The 13,570-nt window shown below is 62.7% G+C and carries 11 protein-coding genes and 1 pseudogene; 4 read left to right on the plus strand and 8 right to left on the minus strand.

Going from position 1 to position 13,570, the window contains the following annotated elements:
* Nucleotides 1-215: 215 nt before the first annotated feature.
* The 8 genes from PQR62_RS10585 to PQR62_RS10620 all read right to left on the minus strand — a co-directional run bounded on the left by PQR62_RS10585 (nucleotide 216) and on the right by PQR62_RS10620 (nucleotide 8,600).
* A complete protein-coding gene (locus PQR62_RS10585) occupies nucleotides 216-1,463 on the minus strand; it encodes a helix-turn-helix transcriptional regulator (protein ID WP_408157612.1) in 1,248 nt (415 codons plus the stop codon).
* A 237-nt stretch (nucleotides 1,464-1,700) separates the two neighbouring features.
* Nucleotides 1,701-2,792, minus strand: a complete 1,092-nt coding sequence (locus tag PQR62_RS10590; protein ID WP_408157889.1) for an extracellular solute-binding protein — start codon at nucleotides 2,790-2,792, stop codon at nucleotides 1,701-1,703.
* On the minus strand, nucleotides 2,792-3,979 hold the full coding sequence (locus PQR62_RS10595; protein ID WP_408157614.1) for an NAD(P)/FAD-dependent oxidoreductase: 1,188 nt from the start codon (nucleotides 3,977-3,979) through the stop codon (nucleotides 2,792-2,794). The genes PQR62_RS10590 and PQR62_RS10595 overlap by 1 nt, the downstream gene beginning before the upstream one ends.
* A complete protein-coding gene (locus PQR62_RS10600; RefSeq protein WP_408157616.1) occupies nucleotides 3,976-5,454 on the minus strand; it encodes an FAD-dependent oxidoreductase in 1,479 nt (492 codons plus the stop codon). Before PQR62_RS10600 ends, PQR62_RS10595 begins: the two co-directional genes overlap by 4 nt.
* A complete protein-coding gene (locus PQR62_RS10605; protein ID WP_408157618.1) occupies nucleotides 5,447-5,785 on the minus strand; it encodes a (2Fe-2S)-binding protein in 339 nt (112 codons plus the stop codon). The genes PQR62_RS10600 and PQR62_RS10605 overlap by 8 nt, the downstream gene beginning before the upstream one ends.
* Complete coding sequence (locus PQR62_RS10610) at nucleotides 5,782-6,576, minus strand: ABC transporter permease (protein ID WP_408157620.1); 795 nt, start codon at nucleotides 6,574-6,576, stop codon at nucleotides 5,782-5,784. The genes PQR62_RS10605 and PQR62_RS10610 overlap by 4 nt, the downstream gene beginning before the upstream one ends.
* 3 nt (nucleotides 6,577-6,579) lie before the next feature.
* Complete coding sequence (locus PQR62_RS10615; RefSeq protein ID WP_408157622.1) at nucleotides 6,580-7,503, minus strand: ABC transporter permease; 924 nt, start codon at nucleotides 7,501-7,503, stop codon at nucleotides 6,580-6,582.
* A complete protein-coding gene (locus PQR62_RS10620) occupies nucleotides 7,500-8,600 on the minus strand; it encodes an ABC transporter ATP-binding protein (protein ID WP_408157624.1) in 1,101 nt (366 codons plus the stop codon). Before PQR62_RS10620 ends, PQR62_RS10615 begins: the two co-directional genes overlap by 4 nt.
* A 210-nt stretch (nucleotides 8,601-8,810) precedes the next feature.
* Between PQR62_RS10620 and PQR62_RS10625 the strand changes: the two genes are divergently transcribed.
* From PQR62_RS10625 to PQR62_RS10640, 4 genes and pseudogenes are all read left to right on the plus strand, one after another.
* On the plus strand, nucleotides 8,811-9,644 hold the full coding sequence (locus tag PQR62_RS10625; protein ID WP_408157626.1) for an IclR family transcriptional regulator: 834 nt from the start codon (nucleotides 8,811-8,813) through the stop codon (nucleotides 9,642-9,644).
* A 28-nt stretch (nucleotides 9,645-9,672) separates the two neighbouring features.
* On the plus strand, nucleotides 9,673-10,635 hold the full coding sequence (locus PQR62_RS10630; RefSeq protein ID WP_408157628.1) for a 2-hydroxyacid dehydrogenase: 963 nt from the start codon (nucleotides 9,673-9,675) through the stop codon (nucleotides 10,633-10,635).
* A gap of 206 nt (nucleotides 10,636-10,841) precedes the next feature.
* Nucleotides 10,842-12,170 (plus strand): HlyC/CorC family transporter, encoded by a 1,329-nt coding sequence (locus PQR62_RS10635; protein WP_408157630.1) that lies wholly within the window; start codon nucleotides 10,842-10,844, stop codon nucleotides 12,168-12,170.
* A gap of 153 nt (nucleotides 12,171-12,323) precedes the next feature.
* Nucleotides 12,324-13,568: pseudogene (locus tag PQR62_RS10640) on the plus strand (ATPase, T2SS/T4P/T4SS family); the annotation flags it as partial.
* Nucleotides 13,569-13,570 lie beyond the last annotated feature (2 nt).

Here is a 13,570-nt window from a genome sequence, read left to right on the forward strand (position 1 = left end):
AAAATAAAATGCATGCCGGCTGCACGGCATGCAACAAGGCAGTGCGCATCAATGCCGCTGCGCGTGAAATGTGTCGGCAGGAGGAGGTCGATGGCTCACGGTGCGAACCGAAACCAAGAGCGAATGGCGGGCAGCACACTGCTTACGCGATTTGTGTTTGCGTGCCTTGTATGCCTTGCGTGGATTTATGCACTACCTGCCAGGCAAGCAGTTCATCAGGCAATGAAGTCGGAAGAGACCGGTACCAACGGCCCCGGCTGAGTTGCCAGCAACAAGCGCATCAGGTCGGGTTGCCGCCTGACGCCGGTCTTGGCAAACAGACTGGCCAGATGCGTGCGAGCGGTGTTGCGGCTGATCCCCTGTTTTTCGGAATAGCTCTGCAGCGTTTCCTCCTGCAACAATGCCACCGCCAGCTTCGCTTCGGCCTGCGTCAGCTTGAACGTGGCCTGCAACATATTGGTCGGCGGCAATTTCGGGGTAATACTATGTTCCATCAGAATTGCGGCGGCGGCGGAGTTCTCCGTCGCGTCCAGACTGTCGCGCGTGCCGAAGGGAATCGCTGACACAGTCAGGACGCCCGATGTTCGCCGCAGTCTCATCCATGAAGCGCGAGGCGCCGAAGCGGAAAGCGCGCCCTGCAGCAGACGCGCAAGATTGTCGCGGTCGTCGGGCTCACGCGCCACCAGACTATCGCGAAGAATACCGATGCCATCGCCGGCCGACAGCAATGCCGAAGCCGCCGCATTCATCGAAACCAGCTTGCCGGCCGCCGACAAATAAACGATACCGACGTTTGCGGCCAGATTTTCCACCAGCACCCGCTCCTGCTGCAGCAGCAGATTTTGCTGCTGCAACTTGCCGCGCAATGCAGCGGCCCGGTTCAGATGCGGCGACAGGCGCTGCAGGAATTGCACGTGCTCCTCCTGATAAAACGGCGCATCCGCGTGCCTCAGAAAACCCAGGACTTCCCGCTCTTTGCCGCCCCCGCCCAGATGACAGGCGGCAATGTGGCGAACGCCATTACGTCCGAGAAAATCATTGTAGAACTCGCTGTCCCGGATGAATGTTTCATCGAACCGGGTCTGATCCAGACGCCACTCGCCGGCCTCACCCGCATTCAACCAGGCCAGCCTCGGATCGATACGCGAATAGTAGGCGGCATATTCCGCCTCGCCCCCAGCATAAGACTCATGCGTAATGAGGGAGGATGAAACCGCCCCGCAGTCCAGATCCATGCGCACGTAATGCCCCGCCGCCGCACCGATCCCGGTGCATATTTTTTGCATGACCGGCACCAATAGCCTGGTGTCATGGACCGACTCGTAGATCAAGCCAAGCAGTTCCTCGAAACTTGCGTCAGCTACCCCCATGCCCCACCCCCATTCCCTATTCCCTGCATCCCGGATTGCGACGCCGTGTCTCAGGTCTGCCTGCTTACAGCGGCAGCCTGATATTTTTTGCATCGCAATATGCTGAAAATTATCAGACCCGCAGGCAATATGAAATGAAGAAAATCAGTCTTGGGCCAAATTTTTTTCAGCAAACAAAAGAATGATTCCGTCCGTCAATAAATTCATCGGTCGATGATGTTTTCCTTCCGGCATCTTTTACTCCCTCCCAAAATGGCAGTTAAAAAAGGGCGAAAAAAAAGCGCCGCCAAAAGGCAGCGCTCAAGCCCGGAACAAGCCACTAGGTATAAATCAACGCTCGATAGTGCGGTTCCAGCGCGTATTCCATACCGCGCGATTCTTGTTGATTTCATCCCAGTCCACGGCACGCGAATTCTTCAGGAATTCATTCATGCGCTTTTGCTCGGCAGCGGCCGGGCCGGTGACCTGCACCTTGGTGTTGGTCGGGTTGAAGCTGCCGTTTTCCAGCGCCTTGCCTTGCGCTTCCGGGCTCAGCAGATAGGCGGCCAGTTCTTGCGCCAGTTGCGGCTCGCTGTTGTTGGCGATCACGCATTGCGCCACCATCAGCACCACCGCGCCTTCTTTCGGTTGCACGTATTCGACCGGGATACCCTTGCTTTTCAGAATCGTGACCTGGGTCGGCGTGTAGGGAAACAAGGCGGCTTCGCCGGTCTGCGCCATTTCAGAAATCTTGGCCGAGCTGGCGATGTATTCCACCACGTTGGGACCGATGGTCTTGGGCCAGGCGCTGAAACCCGGCTCGACGTTGCTGTCGGTGCCGCCCTTGAGCTTGTTGAAGGCGAGGAAGGCATGCAGGCCGAAGGTCGAGGACGACAGCGACTGGAACACCAGCTTGCCCTTGAGTTTGGGGTCGGCCATGTCCAGCCACGAGGTCGGCGGCGCCCAGCCCTTGTCGGCATAGACCTTGGTGTTGTAAGCCAGGCCCGTCATGCTGATGGTGACGCCGGTCGCCATGTCGTCCTTGATGTGCGCCACCGGCAGCAGGCCGGCCAGGCCCGGATTCGGCTTCTGCTTTTCGCACAGGCCCATGCCGATGGCGCGATACATCACGCCGTCATCGAGAAACATCACGTGCATCTGCGGCTTGTCCTTAGCGGCCTGGGCCTTGGCCAGAATGTCGGACGAGCCGCCCGGCACCACCACCACCTTGACGTTGTTCTTCTGCTCGAAAGGGCCGAACACGAACTGGGTGTAGGTCTTTTCCATGTTGCCGCCGTTCATGCCGATGTACAGCGTCTTGGTCTGGGCATGCGCGGCGAAGCTGGCGGTCGTCAATACGGCAAGCGCAGCGGTACAGGCCAGCAGACGCGAAGGCTGGCGGAACGAGGGTCGGGCAAATGCTGGCGGGCGTGAAGGCGACATCATTGAATTTTCCTTTCAGGGACGGAAGTGAAATCAGCAACAGGCGTGGACGATGCCACAGGAAGAGCCACAGGTGAAAATCGATCGATTGCAAATGCATCCAGCGGAATATCGCTATGCCCCTGGCAAATCAGTTCGGACAACACTTCGCCGGCCGCCGGACCGATCTGAAAACCGGCGCCGCAGAAACCGAAACCGTGAAACAGGCCGGCCTGCTTGCGGCTGGCGCCCAGCACCGGCTGGCGATCCGGCAGATAGCCTTCGACTCCGCTCCAGGTGCGGATGATGTGGACGTTACGCAGCGCCGGCAATAATTCCACCGCCTGCGGCAACAAGGCCAGAATCGCATCATGCGACGCTCGCGCGCGCGAATCATCCTGCGCGTAGCCGCGACCGCCGCCCAGCACTACGTTACCGCGCGCCACCTGGCGGCAATAGATGGAGCCGCCTTCGACGCCCAGACTCCAGGGCAGAAAATGCCGGATCGGCTCGGTCACCGCCATGTTGGGATGGCCGCTGAACATCGGCACGGCTTCGCCGAATGCTTCAGCCAGCTTGCCGGCCCAGGCGCCGGCGCAATTGATCAGCACCTCGGCGCGCACTTGCAAGGTTTCGTCCCCCTGGCGCGCCTGCAAGCGAAAGGCTGCGCCGTCGTGCAGCGCATCCAGCACCTCGCAGCGCTCGATGATTTCGGCACCGGCACGCTGCGCCGCACGCGCAAAGGCCGGCGATACCAGACGCGGATTGGCCTGGCCGTCGTCCGGGCACAGCGAACCGCCGACCGCCGCACCGCCCAGCCATGGACACATCTCGCGCAGCCGTTCGCCGCTGATCAGTTCGATACCGAGGCCGAAAGGGCGGCTGATCTCGGCGTAGTGTTCCAGCGCCTGCATGTCGGCCGCGCTGCGCGCCAGTTTGAAATGGCCGCTGCGCACATATTCGCCATCGATACCGATCAGCTCCTGCAAGCCGGCCCAGATGCGATGCGCGCGCTGCGACAAGGGCAGTTGCGAGAGCGAACGCCCCTGACGCCGCACACCGCCGTAGTTGATGCCGCTGGAGCGCGAGCCGCAGAGGTCGCGCTCCAGCAGAATCACCTTGCGCCCGGCCTTGGCCAGGGCCAGCGCTGCCGAACTGCCGACAATGCCGCCGCCGACGATAACGACTTCGGTGGAGAGCTGCTTCATGATTCCTCTCCCAACTCTTCCGACATCACCGGCTGCATCGCAATGACATTCGGCGAGATGGCCGCCTTGGCAGCCACAGCAATATGCATGCCGATCGGCACCGGCTTGAGCGGCGCCTGGCCGCGCAAGCGCCCGACCTGCGCCAGCGGCACGCCGGCTGCCTGCGCCAGAATTTCGGTGGCGGCGGCGCCGCACATGCGGCCCTGGCAACGCCCCATGCCGATGCGCGTGAGCGCCTTCAGGCGATTCATTTCCTGCGCGCCGCAAGTGCGCGCCGCTTGCCGCAAGTCGCCGGCGCTGATCTGTTCGCAACGGCAAATGATGACGCTGTCGTCGGTGGTCTCGGCCCAGCGCTGAGGAAACGGAAACGCGCGCTCCAGCCCTTTGCGAAAGGCCGCGATGCCGGCCAGCTTTTGTTCCAGCATCTGCTCGCGCGCCGGCGCAATCTTTACCCCGCGATCTTTCAGCAAGGCCAGCGCCGCACGTTCACCGGCCAGTTCCGCCGCATCTGCGCCCATGATGCCGGCGCCGTCGCCTGCAAGATACACGCCGGCCACGCTGCTGCGTCCGGCCGCATCGCGCTCGGGCAGATGCGCGCGCTGCAGCGGATCGAAGGCAAAGCGGCAACCGAGCAGATCGGCCAGCTGCGTTTCAGAGCGCAGCGTGTAGCCGAAACCCAGGGCGTCGCATGCAAGGCGATACTCGGGCGCGGGATTGGCGTCCGGCGCCGCCATGTTTTCACGACGCCAGATCACGGCATCAACTTGTTCGCCGCCCTCCACCCGCAACAGCCGCGCATGGCTGTGCAGGGGAATGCCATGCGCCAGCAGCCAGCCCAGGTAATACATCCCCTTAAGCAATACCGACGGCATGCGCAGCATCACAGGCAAGGCGGCGATGCGATCCATCAGACTACTGCTGTCGAGCACCGCCATGACTTGCGCGCCGGCCCTGGCGTATTGATAGGCCACCAGATACAGCAGCGGCCCGGTGCCGGCCAGCACCACGCGGCGGCCGATGGCGCAGCCCTGAAATTTCAAGGCCACCTGCGCTCCGCCCAGGGTGTAGACGCCGGGCGTGGTCCAGCCGGGAAACGGCAACACGCGATCGGTGGCGCCGGTGGCGACGATGATGTCTTGCCATTCCACGCTGTCGGCGCTCAGGGTATTGCCGTCGAGGATGTCGATCAGGCCCGGCTGCGCGTTCCACACCAGCGTCTGCGGACGATAGTCGAGCTGCTTCTGCAGATCGGCGAAGGTCTGATGCAAGGCATGGGCGCGGCTTGCTTCAAATCCATACAAGCTCTGTTTGCTGCGCTGAAAACCGGCCGGCGGCTGGCGGTAAATCTGGCCGCCGGCGCGCGGCGCTTCATCCAGCACGATGGGCCGCAGACCATGCTGCACCAGCGTCTGCGCGGCGCGTATGCCGGCCGGCCCGGCGCCGACGATCACCGGCGGTCGTTTGTGATCAGTCATGCGCGGCCTCCGCCTGCATCCGCGCGATCACATCGGTTTCCAGCTGCATGCCGGCGCGGATGAAGGTCGAGCAGGCGCGCAGACGTTCGCCGACGGCGGTGCGCACCCAGCAATCCTGGCAGGCGCCCATCATGCAGAAACCGGCGCGCGGCTGGCCGCTGAATTCATTGCGGCGCACGCGTGCGGTGTGCAGCAGAATCGCCGTGAGCACGGTGTCACCCTCGAGCGCGGTGGCCGGCTCACCGTCCAGCATGAAGCTCACCGGCGCCCGCCCGGCTTCGGCCACGCGGAAGAATTGCGGGCGTGAGGAAGACTTGTCCGGCGCATTCATGAGCGCCCCACCAGTACGCGATCCAGACCGTAGACGCGATCCAGAATGATCATGGCGCCGGCGGTGATCGCCACCATCAGCGCCGACACCGCCGCCATCATCGGATCGATGGATTCAGTGGCGTACATATACATGCGCACCGGCAGCGTCACGGTCGACGGCGAGGTCACGAAGATCGACATCGTCACTTCATCGAAGCTATTGATGAAGGCCAGCAGCCAGCCGCCGGTAATGCCGGGCAAGATCATCGGCAAGGTGATGCGCAGGAACACCGTGGTCTTGCTGGCGCCCAGCGACTGCGCCGCCTGCTCTGCGCTGCGGTCGAAACCGATCAGCGCCGACATCACCAGGCGCATAGTGTAGGGAGTGACGATCAGCGCGTGCGCCAGAATCAGCCAGCCGAAACTGCCGGCGCCGCCGACCAGCGTGAACAGGCGCAGCAGCGCCACGCCCAGCACCAGATGCGGGATGATCAGCGGCGACAGGAACAAGCCCTGCAACAGGCCCGACCAGCGATTCGGATAGCGGATCAGCGCCATGCCGGCCGGCACTGCAATCGCGGTGGAAATGGTGGCGGCGGACAGGCCCAGCCACAGGCTGTTCCAGAACGAGCTGACGAAATCGGGATACTCGAACACGGCCTTGAACCAGCGCAGCGAGAGTTGCGGGCCATGAATCGTGAGCGTGTTTTCCGGGGTGAAGGCGATCACGCAGACCACCAGAATCGGCGCCAGCATGAAGCTGATCACCAGCGCATTGAACAACAGGGCGAAAGGTCCGTTCTTGTTCATGGCTCAGCCCAGCGCTTTCTTGTAACGACGTTCGATCATGCGGTTCCAGCCCAGCATCACCACCAGATTCGCCAGCAGCAAGAGCAGGGCGATGGCGGCGCCGAGCGGCCAGTTGAGTTCGTGCAGGTATTCGTCATAGATCAGCGTGGCCATCATTTTCAGACGGCGGCCGCCGAGCAGGCCGGGGATGGCAAACGAGCTGGCCGACAGGCCGAACACGATCAGGCTGCCCGACAGAATGCCGGGCATGATCTGCGGCAGCACGATGCGGCGCAAGGCAGTGGTCGGCGAAGCGCTGAGCGACAGCGCGGCGTTGACCACGCCGGCATCGATCTTTTGCAGCGAGGTCCAGACCGGGATCACCATGAACGGCAGCATCACGTGCACCAGCGCCACCACCACCGCGATTTCGGTGTACAGCATCTTGAACGGACCGATGCCGAACATCGCCAGCGCGCCGTTGATCAGACCTTCCGGCCCCAGCAGCATGCTCCAGCCGAAGGCGCGCACCACCACCGAAATCATCAGCGGCGCCAGCACCACCAGCAGCATGATGGAGCGCCACGGCTTCTTCATGCGATTGAGCACATAGGCCTCGGGCGCACCGACCACGATGCAGATCAAAGTCACCAGGCCCGAGATCCAGAAGGTGCGCCAGAAGACCGCGTAGTAATACGGATCGCCCAGCACCGCACGGTAATGCTCCAGCGTGAAAGTGCCGGCCTTGGGACCGGTGTCGGCGTCAAAGACGTTGAAGGACAGAATCACCGTCAGCAGCAGCGGCACCAGCAGCATCACGCCGCACAGCAGAATCGCCGGCGCCGACATGAACCAGGGCAGGCTGCGCGCAGCGCGGGCGCTGGCGGCGGCCGAGGCTGCCGTGGCGGCATTGGCTGAATCGGAAGGCAGGGCGGCGGAGCGGCTCATGATGCGACCTCTTCAGCGGCCTGCGCTGCACCGTTGCGGCTGGAAGAAATCAGACGCAGATTGTGGTCGTTCCACAATACGCCCACGGTCTGGCCGGTCTCCAGCATCGGCGCGCCGTCGTTGGCGGCCAGCACCGTCAGCTCGCCGAGCGGCGTGACAATGCTGTACATCCACTGGCTGCCGAGGAAAAAGCGTTGTCTGACCAGACCGTCGCAACGGCCCTGCCCCGGCGCCACGCATTTGAGCTTCTCGGGACGCAGACCCAGCACCACCTGCGCGCCGGCGCGCAAGCCGCTGTCGGCCGCTTCCAGCGTCAGCCCGATGCCGCCGACGTTGATATCGGCGTGATCGCCGGCCTGACGCAGCACAGTGCCGTCCAGCAGATTGGCCTTGCCGACGAAGGTCGAGATGAAGCGGTTGGCCGGATGCTCATACACGCTGAGCGGGCGATCGACCTGCGTCACGTGGCCGGCTTCCATCACCACCACGCGGTCGCTGATGGACATCGCTTCGCTCTGATCGTGGGTGACCATGATGGTGGTGGTGCCGACCTTGCGTTGAATGTCGCGCAGCTCGAACTGCATTTCTTCGCGCAGCTTGGCGTCCAGATTGGACAGCGGCTCATCCAGCAACAGCACCGGCGGTGCGATCACCAGCGCGCGCGCCAGCGCCACGCGTTGCCGCTGGCCGCCCGACATTTCGCGCGGATAGCGTTTGCCGTGCTGCTCCAGATGCACCAGCGCCAGAGCCTGCGCCACACGTTCGCGCTTTTCGGCAGCCGGGCATTTGCGCATCTCCAGACCGAAGGCCACGTTCTGCTCCACCGTCATGTGCGGGAACAGCGCATAGGTCTGAAACACGATGCCGAGGCCGCGCGTATTCGGCTTGGCGTGCGTGATGTCGCGGCCATCGAGTTCGATGCGGCCGCCGCTCACGCTTTCGAAACCGGCAATCATCTGCAGCGTAGTGGTCTTGCCGCAGCCTGAGGGGCCGAGCAGCGAAATGAACTCGCCCTTTTCAACGCTGAGATTGAAAGACGATACCGCCTGAGTATCTCCGTAGAACTTACTGACATTGGTCAGCGTGAGGAACGACATGGCAAGTCCTTTGCGTAAGGGGCGATCGCGGCGGGCCTGAATAAGTGCAGATTCCGCAAGATCGTTTTAACTGTGGAAGTTATTACAGCCTTCATGCAATTTCCTTGCCAATTCTGATATCGTATTTCACAGAACAGGATATTTTTTTAAATTATTCCACTCAATGAAATTTAAACTCAGATCAACCAACAGCAATTCCATCCAGCAGACATGAGCGCCGAATCCCCCGAGCCGAATCTTCCCGCCAATGGCGTCCAGCGCACTTTTGCGGTTCTGCGTGCGCTGGCCGATGCACCGGCACAAGGCATGCGCGTGACGCAAATCGCCAAAAGCATAGGCTTGACGCAAGGCACTACCCACCGCCTGCTGCAATCGCTGGTCAACGAGGGCATGGTCGAGCAGGATGAGCGCAGCAAGCTGTATCGGCTGGGCATGGACCTGTTCAGCCTGGCGGCGCGCGCCGGCAACGGCTGGGATCTGCGCAATCTGTGCCGGCCGGCGCTGCTGCGCCTGTGCGGCAGTCTGGGCGACACGGTTTTTCTGCTGGTGCGTTCGCGCTTCGATGCGGTGTGTGTGGACAGAGTCGACGGCCCGTTCCCGATCCGCGCCTTCACCGGCGACATCGGCGGCCGCGTGGCGCTGGGCGTGGGTCAGGGCGCGCTGGCGATTCTGGCCTTCCTGCCGGAAGAAGAAAGAGATGAAGTGATCCGCTACAACCTGCCGCGCATCGGCGAGTTCGGCGTGTTCGACGAAGTCTATCTGCGCACCGAAATCGAGAAGATCCGTCACAGCGGCTACGCCGCGCGCAACGCCGGCCTGCTGGACGGCATGGCCGGGCTGGCGGTGCCGATTTTCGATTGCGGCGGCCGCATCGTGGCGGCGCTCAGCGTCGGCACGCTCACCTCGCGCCTGACCGAAGATCGCATGCCCACCGTGGTGCAGATGCTCAAGCGCGAAGCCGATGCCCTGAGCAAGCGCATCAATCCTTTCGACCCGGCGCTGCGGCGGCCCATGCATCAGGCCGCCGGCACCGAGCCCGCATGAATTCACAACAGATAAACAGGAAACTCCCATGACGAGCGATACAAGCCGCCGCCCCTTGCTACTGATCAAATCCGGCGGCGCTGCCGCCTTGCCCGACTGGCGCGACGCCTTTGCCGAGTTCGCCCCGGAAGTCGAGGTGCGCGAATGGAACGATCCGGCAGTCGATGCCAATGCCGTCGACTATGCACTGGTGTGGCAACCGGACGCCGGGCGCCTTGGCCGCTATCCGAATCTGAAAGCCATTCTCAGCAGCGCCGCCGGCGTCGATCACATTCTGGCCGATCCGCAATTGCCGGCCGACTTGCCTATCCTGCGCATGGTCACTGCCGAAACGGTGCAGCGCATGGCCGAATTCACCGTCATGAGCAGTCTGATGCTGTTGAAAGACATGCCGCGCATCATCGCCCAGCAGGCGGCCAGCGACTGGACCGAGTTCGCCACGCCGCGCACCGCGCGCGAAACGCGCATCGGCATCATGGGGCTGGGCGCGCTGGGCCTGGAAAGCGCGCGCATGCATGCGCAGCTGGGCTTCATCACCGCCGGCTGGGCGCGTTCGCCGCGCACGCTGGAGGGCGTTGAATGCTACGCCGGGCCGGAGCAGTTCGGGGCCTTTCTGGCGCGCACCGATATCCTGATCTGCCTGCTGCCGGAGACCGAAGACACGCGTCACATCATCGATCGCCCCCTGCTGCAGCAATTGCCGGCCGGCGCCTGCGTGATCAATGTCGGCCGCGGCTCGCATCTGCAATCGGAGCATCTGCTGGCCGCGCTGGACAGCGGCCATATCGCTTCGGCGCTGCTGGATGTCTTCGATCAGGAGCCCTTGCCGGCCAGTGCGCCGTTCTGGCGCCATCCGCGCATCATCGTCACACCGCATGGCGCCGCCACGCCCTCGCGTCGCGAACGCGCACGGCAGGCGGCCCTCACAATCCGCGCCATGGAAAGCGGCGCGCCGCTGCAGCATGTCTACGATCGCCAGCGCGGATACTGAAACGAGCCGGCATCATGCTCGCATAAACGCCCGCCTGGCATCAGGCCGGGCGGCTTGCAGGAACATGCGCCATCGACTAGACTTTGCGGCTTCGTGGCCTCGCCGCAGATGCTTGCCGCTGACCAACATCAGCAGCACCGGTAATACCGGCAACATCGCAGCGCCGCCGTGCTCCTCGAATGAGGCAACCTACCTTACGGTGACCTTTGGATACCGTGCCCTTATGGGTGCAAATTCTTGCACTTTGCATCCTGATTCTGCTCTCGGCCTTCTTTTCCATGACCGAGACGGCACTGATGGCCGCCAATCGCCATCGTCTGCGACATCTCGCCAAGCAGGGCAACCGCCGCGCCATCACCATTCTGTGGCTGCTTGAGCGCACCGAACGCCTGCTCTCCCTGATCCTGATCGCCAACACGCTCATCAATGCGCTGGCCACCGCATTGGTCACGGCCATTGCGATCAACACCTTCGGCAATCATCAGCGCGTGATCACGGTGGCGACCGCCTGCGTGGCCGGCCTGCTGATCATTTTTGCGGAGATCGTGCCCAAGGTCATCGGCGCCACCTATCCGGAACGCATCTCGCTGTTCACCAGCTTCATCCTGAAGCCGCTGATGCGGATCGCCAAGCCGCTGATCTGGTTCGTCAATATCTTCGTCTCCAACATCCTCAAGCTGCTGCGCATCAAGGCCAGTGCGCGCGCCCAGGAACAGCGCCTGTCGCCCGACGAGTTGCGCTCCATCGTGCTGGAAGGCGGCAGTTTCATCCCGCAAAAACACAAGAGCATCCTGCTGAACCTCTTCGATCTGGAAAAAATCTCGGTGGAAGACGTGATGACGCCGCGCCATCAGGTGGAAGCGCTGGATCTGACCGAACCCATCCGCGAAATCCGTCAGCAACTGGCGACCTGCTATCACAACAAGCTGCCGGTGTACGAAGGCGAGATCAATCGCATCGCCGGCATCCTGCATGTGCGCAAAACCGTGGCGCTGTTCAATCAGGAAGAAGAAATCACCCATGACGATCTGCGCGGCCTGCTCAGCACGCCCTATTTCGTACCGGTGGAAACCGATGTCTTCACGCAGTTGCAATACTTCCAGGAAAACCACGAACGACTCGGCGTGGTGGTCGATGAATACGGCGAGGTGCAAGGCCTGGTGACGCTGGAGGACATCATCGAAGAGATGATCGGCGAATTCACCACCTCGGTGCCGGGCAGCTCGCGCGCCGACAGCGTCGGCTGGGACAAGGAAGGCAGTTGCCTGGTCGAAGGCAGCGCCACGCTGCGCGATCTGAACAAGCGTCTGGGCCTGCAGTTTCCGCTGGACGGCCCGAAAACGCTGAACGGGCTGCTGCTGGAATATCTGCAGGATATTCCCGAGGCCAACGTGGCCCTCAAGATCGCCGGCTGCGTGATCGAAATCGTGCAGGTGCAGAACCAGTCGATCAAGATGGTCAAACTGATCGCACCGGCGCAGACCACCGGCGGCGACGGCAGCAGCAGCAATGGCAAGGGCAAGGGCCTCGAATAAAGCCCAGATCGCGGCATTTTCACGGCAGGCAGGACTGAGCACCGATCCCGGCGGGCGATACTTTTCGCCTTCCGGTTCAGCCCGCCAAAGCGCCATGAACCGGCCCCTGCGCCTGCAACTCCGCCGGCGCGCTCGCCGGAGTCCTGCATGCCCAGCCTCATTCCCTCCTCTTCCGCTTCTTTTCCGGCGTCCTTTCCTGCGCCCAATGGCGGCGATCTTGCCGCCGGCAGCGAGGACGCGCCGGTAGTCCGCTTCCTGCAAAAACTGTTCAGCGACGCCATCGCCATGGGCGCCTCCGATCTGCATTTCGAACCCTTCGAACACTTCTACCGCATCCGCTTTCGCATCGACGGCGTGTTGCATGAAATGGCGCGGCCGCCGCTGTCGCTGAAAGACAAGCTGAGCACCCGCATCAAGGTGATCGCACAGATGGACATCTCGGAAAAACGCGTGCCGCAGGATGGCAAGCTGAAGCTGGCGGTGAACCGCGAGCATGTGGTGGATTTCCGCGTCTCGACCTTGCCTACGCTGTTCGGCGAAAAGATCGTGATGCGGATTCTGGATGGCAGCCAGGTGCAGATGCGCATTGAGGCGCTCGGCTACGAAGCGGCGCAGCAGCAGACCCTGCTCGACGCCATCCGCCGCCCGCACGGCATGGTGCTGATGACCGGGCCGACCGGCTCCGGCAAGACGGTGTCGCTGTATGCCTGCCTGAATGTGCTGAACCAGCCCGGCGTGAACATCGCCAGCGCAGAAGACCCGGCGGAAATCAATATGCCGGGCATCAATCAGGTCAGCATCAATGAACGCGTCGGCCTGAGCTTTCCGGTGGCCTTGCGCGCCTTCCTGCGCCAGGATCCGGACGTGCTGATGGTCGGCGAGATCCGCGATCCGGACACCGCCGACATCGCGATCAAGGCGGCCCAGACCGGCCACATGGTGTTTTCCACGCTGCACACCAACGACGCGCCGTCGACGCTGACGCGGCTGCTCAACATGGGTGTGCCGGCCTTCAACATCGCCTCCTCGGTGATCCTGATCGCGGCGCAGCGCCTGGTGCGCAAACTGTGCGAATGCAAGCAGCCGCAGCGCCTCGCTCCCGCGCTCCTGCTGCAGGCAGGGTTCAGCGAAGCGGAACTGGACGGCGACTGGTGCTGCTATGCCCCGGCCGGCTGCACGCAATGCCATCAGCGCGGCTATCGCGGCCGGATCGGGATTTATCAATTGATGCCGATCAGCCAGGCGCAGGAAGCGCTGATTCTGGCGCACGCCAACACCCAGGACATTGCCCGGCAGGCACGCAGCGAAGGCGTGAGCGATCTGCGCCGCGCGGGGCTGAACAAGGTCAGGCTGGGCGTGACCAGTCTGGATGAAGTGCTGGCTTGCACCAATCTGTGAGG

Origin of the sequence: Herbaspirillum lusitanum, assembly GCF_046025995.1 — a bacterium.
GTDB classification, from domain to species: Bacteria; Pseudomonadota; Gammaproteobacteria; order Burkholderiales; family Burkholderiaceae_D; genus Herbaspirillum; species Herbaspirillum lusitanum_A.

Coding starts and splice junctions, on each gene's coding strand:
- PQR62_RS10615 (WP_408157622.1), bottom strand. CDS start 7,503: ATGAGCCGCTCCGCCGCCCTGCCTTCCGATTCAGCCAATGCCGCCACG.
- PQR62_RS10630 (WP_408157628.1), top strand. CDS start 9,673: ATGACGAGCGATACAAGCCGCCGCCCCTTGCTACTGATCAAATCCGGC.
- PQR62_RS10625 (WP_408157626.1), top strand. CDS start 8,811: ATGAGCGCCGAATCCCCCGAGCCGAATCTTCCCGCCAATGGCGTCCAG.
- PQR62_RS10610 (WP_408157620.1), bottom strand. CDS start 6,576: ATGAACAAGAACGGACCTTTCGCCCTGTTGTTCAATGCGCTGGTGATC.
- PQR62_RS10600 (WP_408157616.1), bottom strand. CDS start 5,454: ATGACTGATCACAAACGACCGCCGGTGATCGTCGGCGCCGGGCCGGCC.
- PQR62_RS10590 (WP_408157889.1), bottom strand. CDS start 2,792: ATGTCGCCTTCACGCCCGCCAGCATTTGCCCGACCCTCGTTCCGCCAG.
- PQR62_RS10595 (WP_408157614.1), bottom strand. CDS start 3,979: ATGAAGCAGCTCTCCACCGAAGTCGTTATCGTCGGCGGCGGCATTGTC.
- PQR62_RS10585 (WP_408157612.1), bottom strand. CDS start 1,463: ATGCAAAAAATATCAGGCTGCCGCTGTAAGCAGGCAGACCTGAGACAC.
- PQR62_RS10620 (WP_408157624.1), bottom strand. CDS start 8,600: ATGTCGTTCCTCACGCTGACCAATGTCAGTAAGTTCTACGGAGATACT.
- PQR62_RS10605 (WP_408157618.1), bottom strand. CDS start 5,785: ATGAATGCGCCGGACAAGTCTTCCTCACGCCCGCAATTCTTCCGCGTG.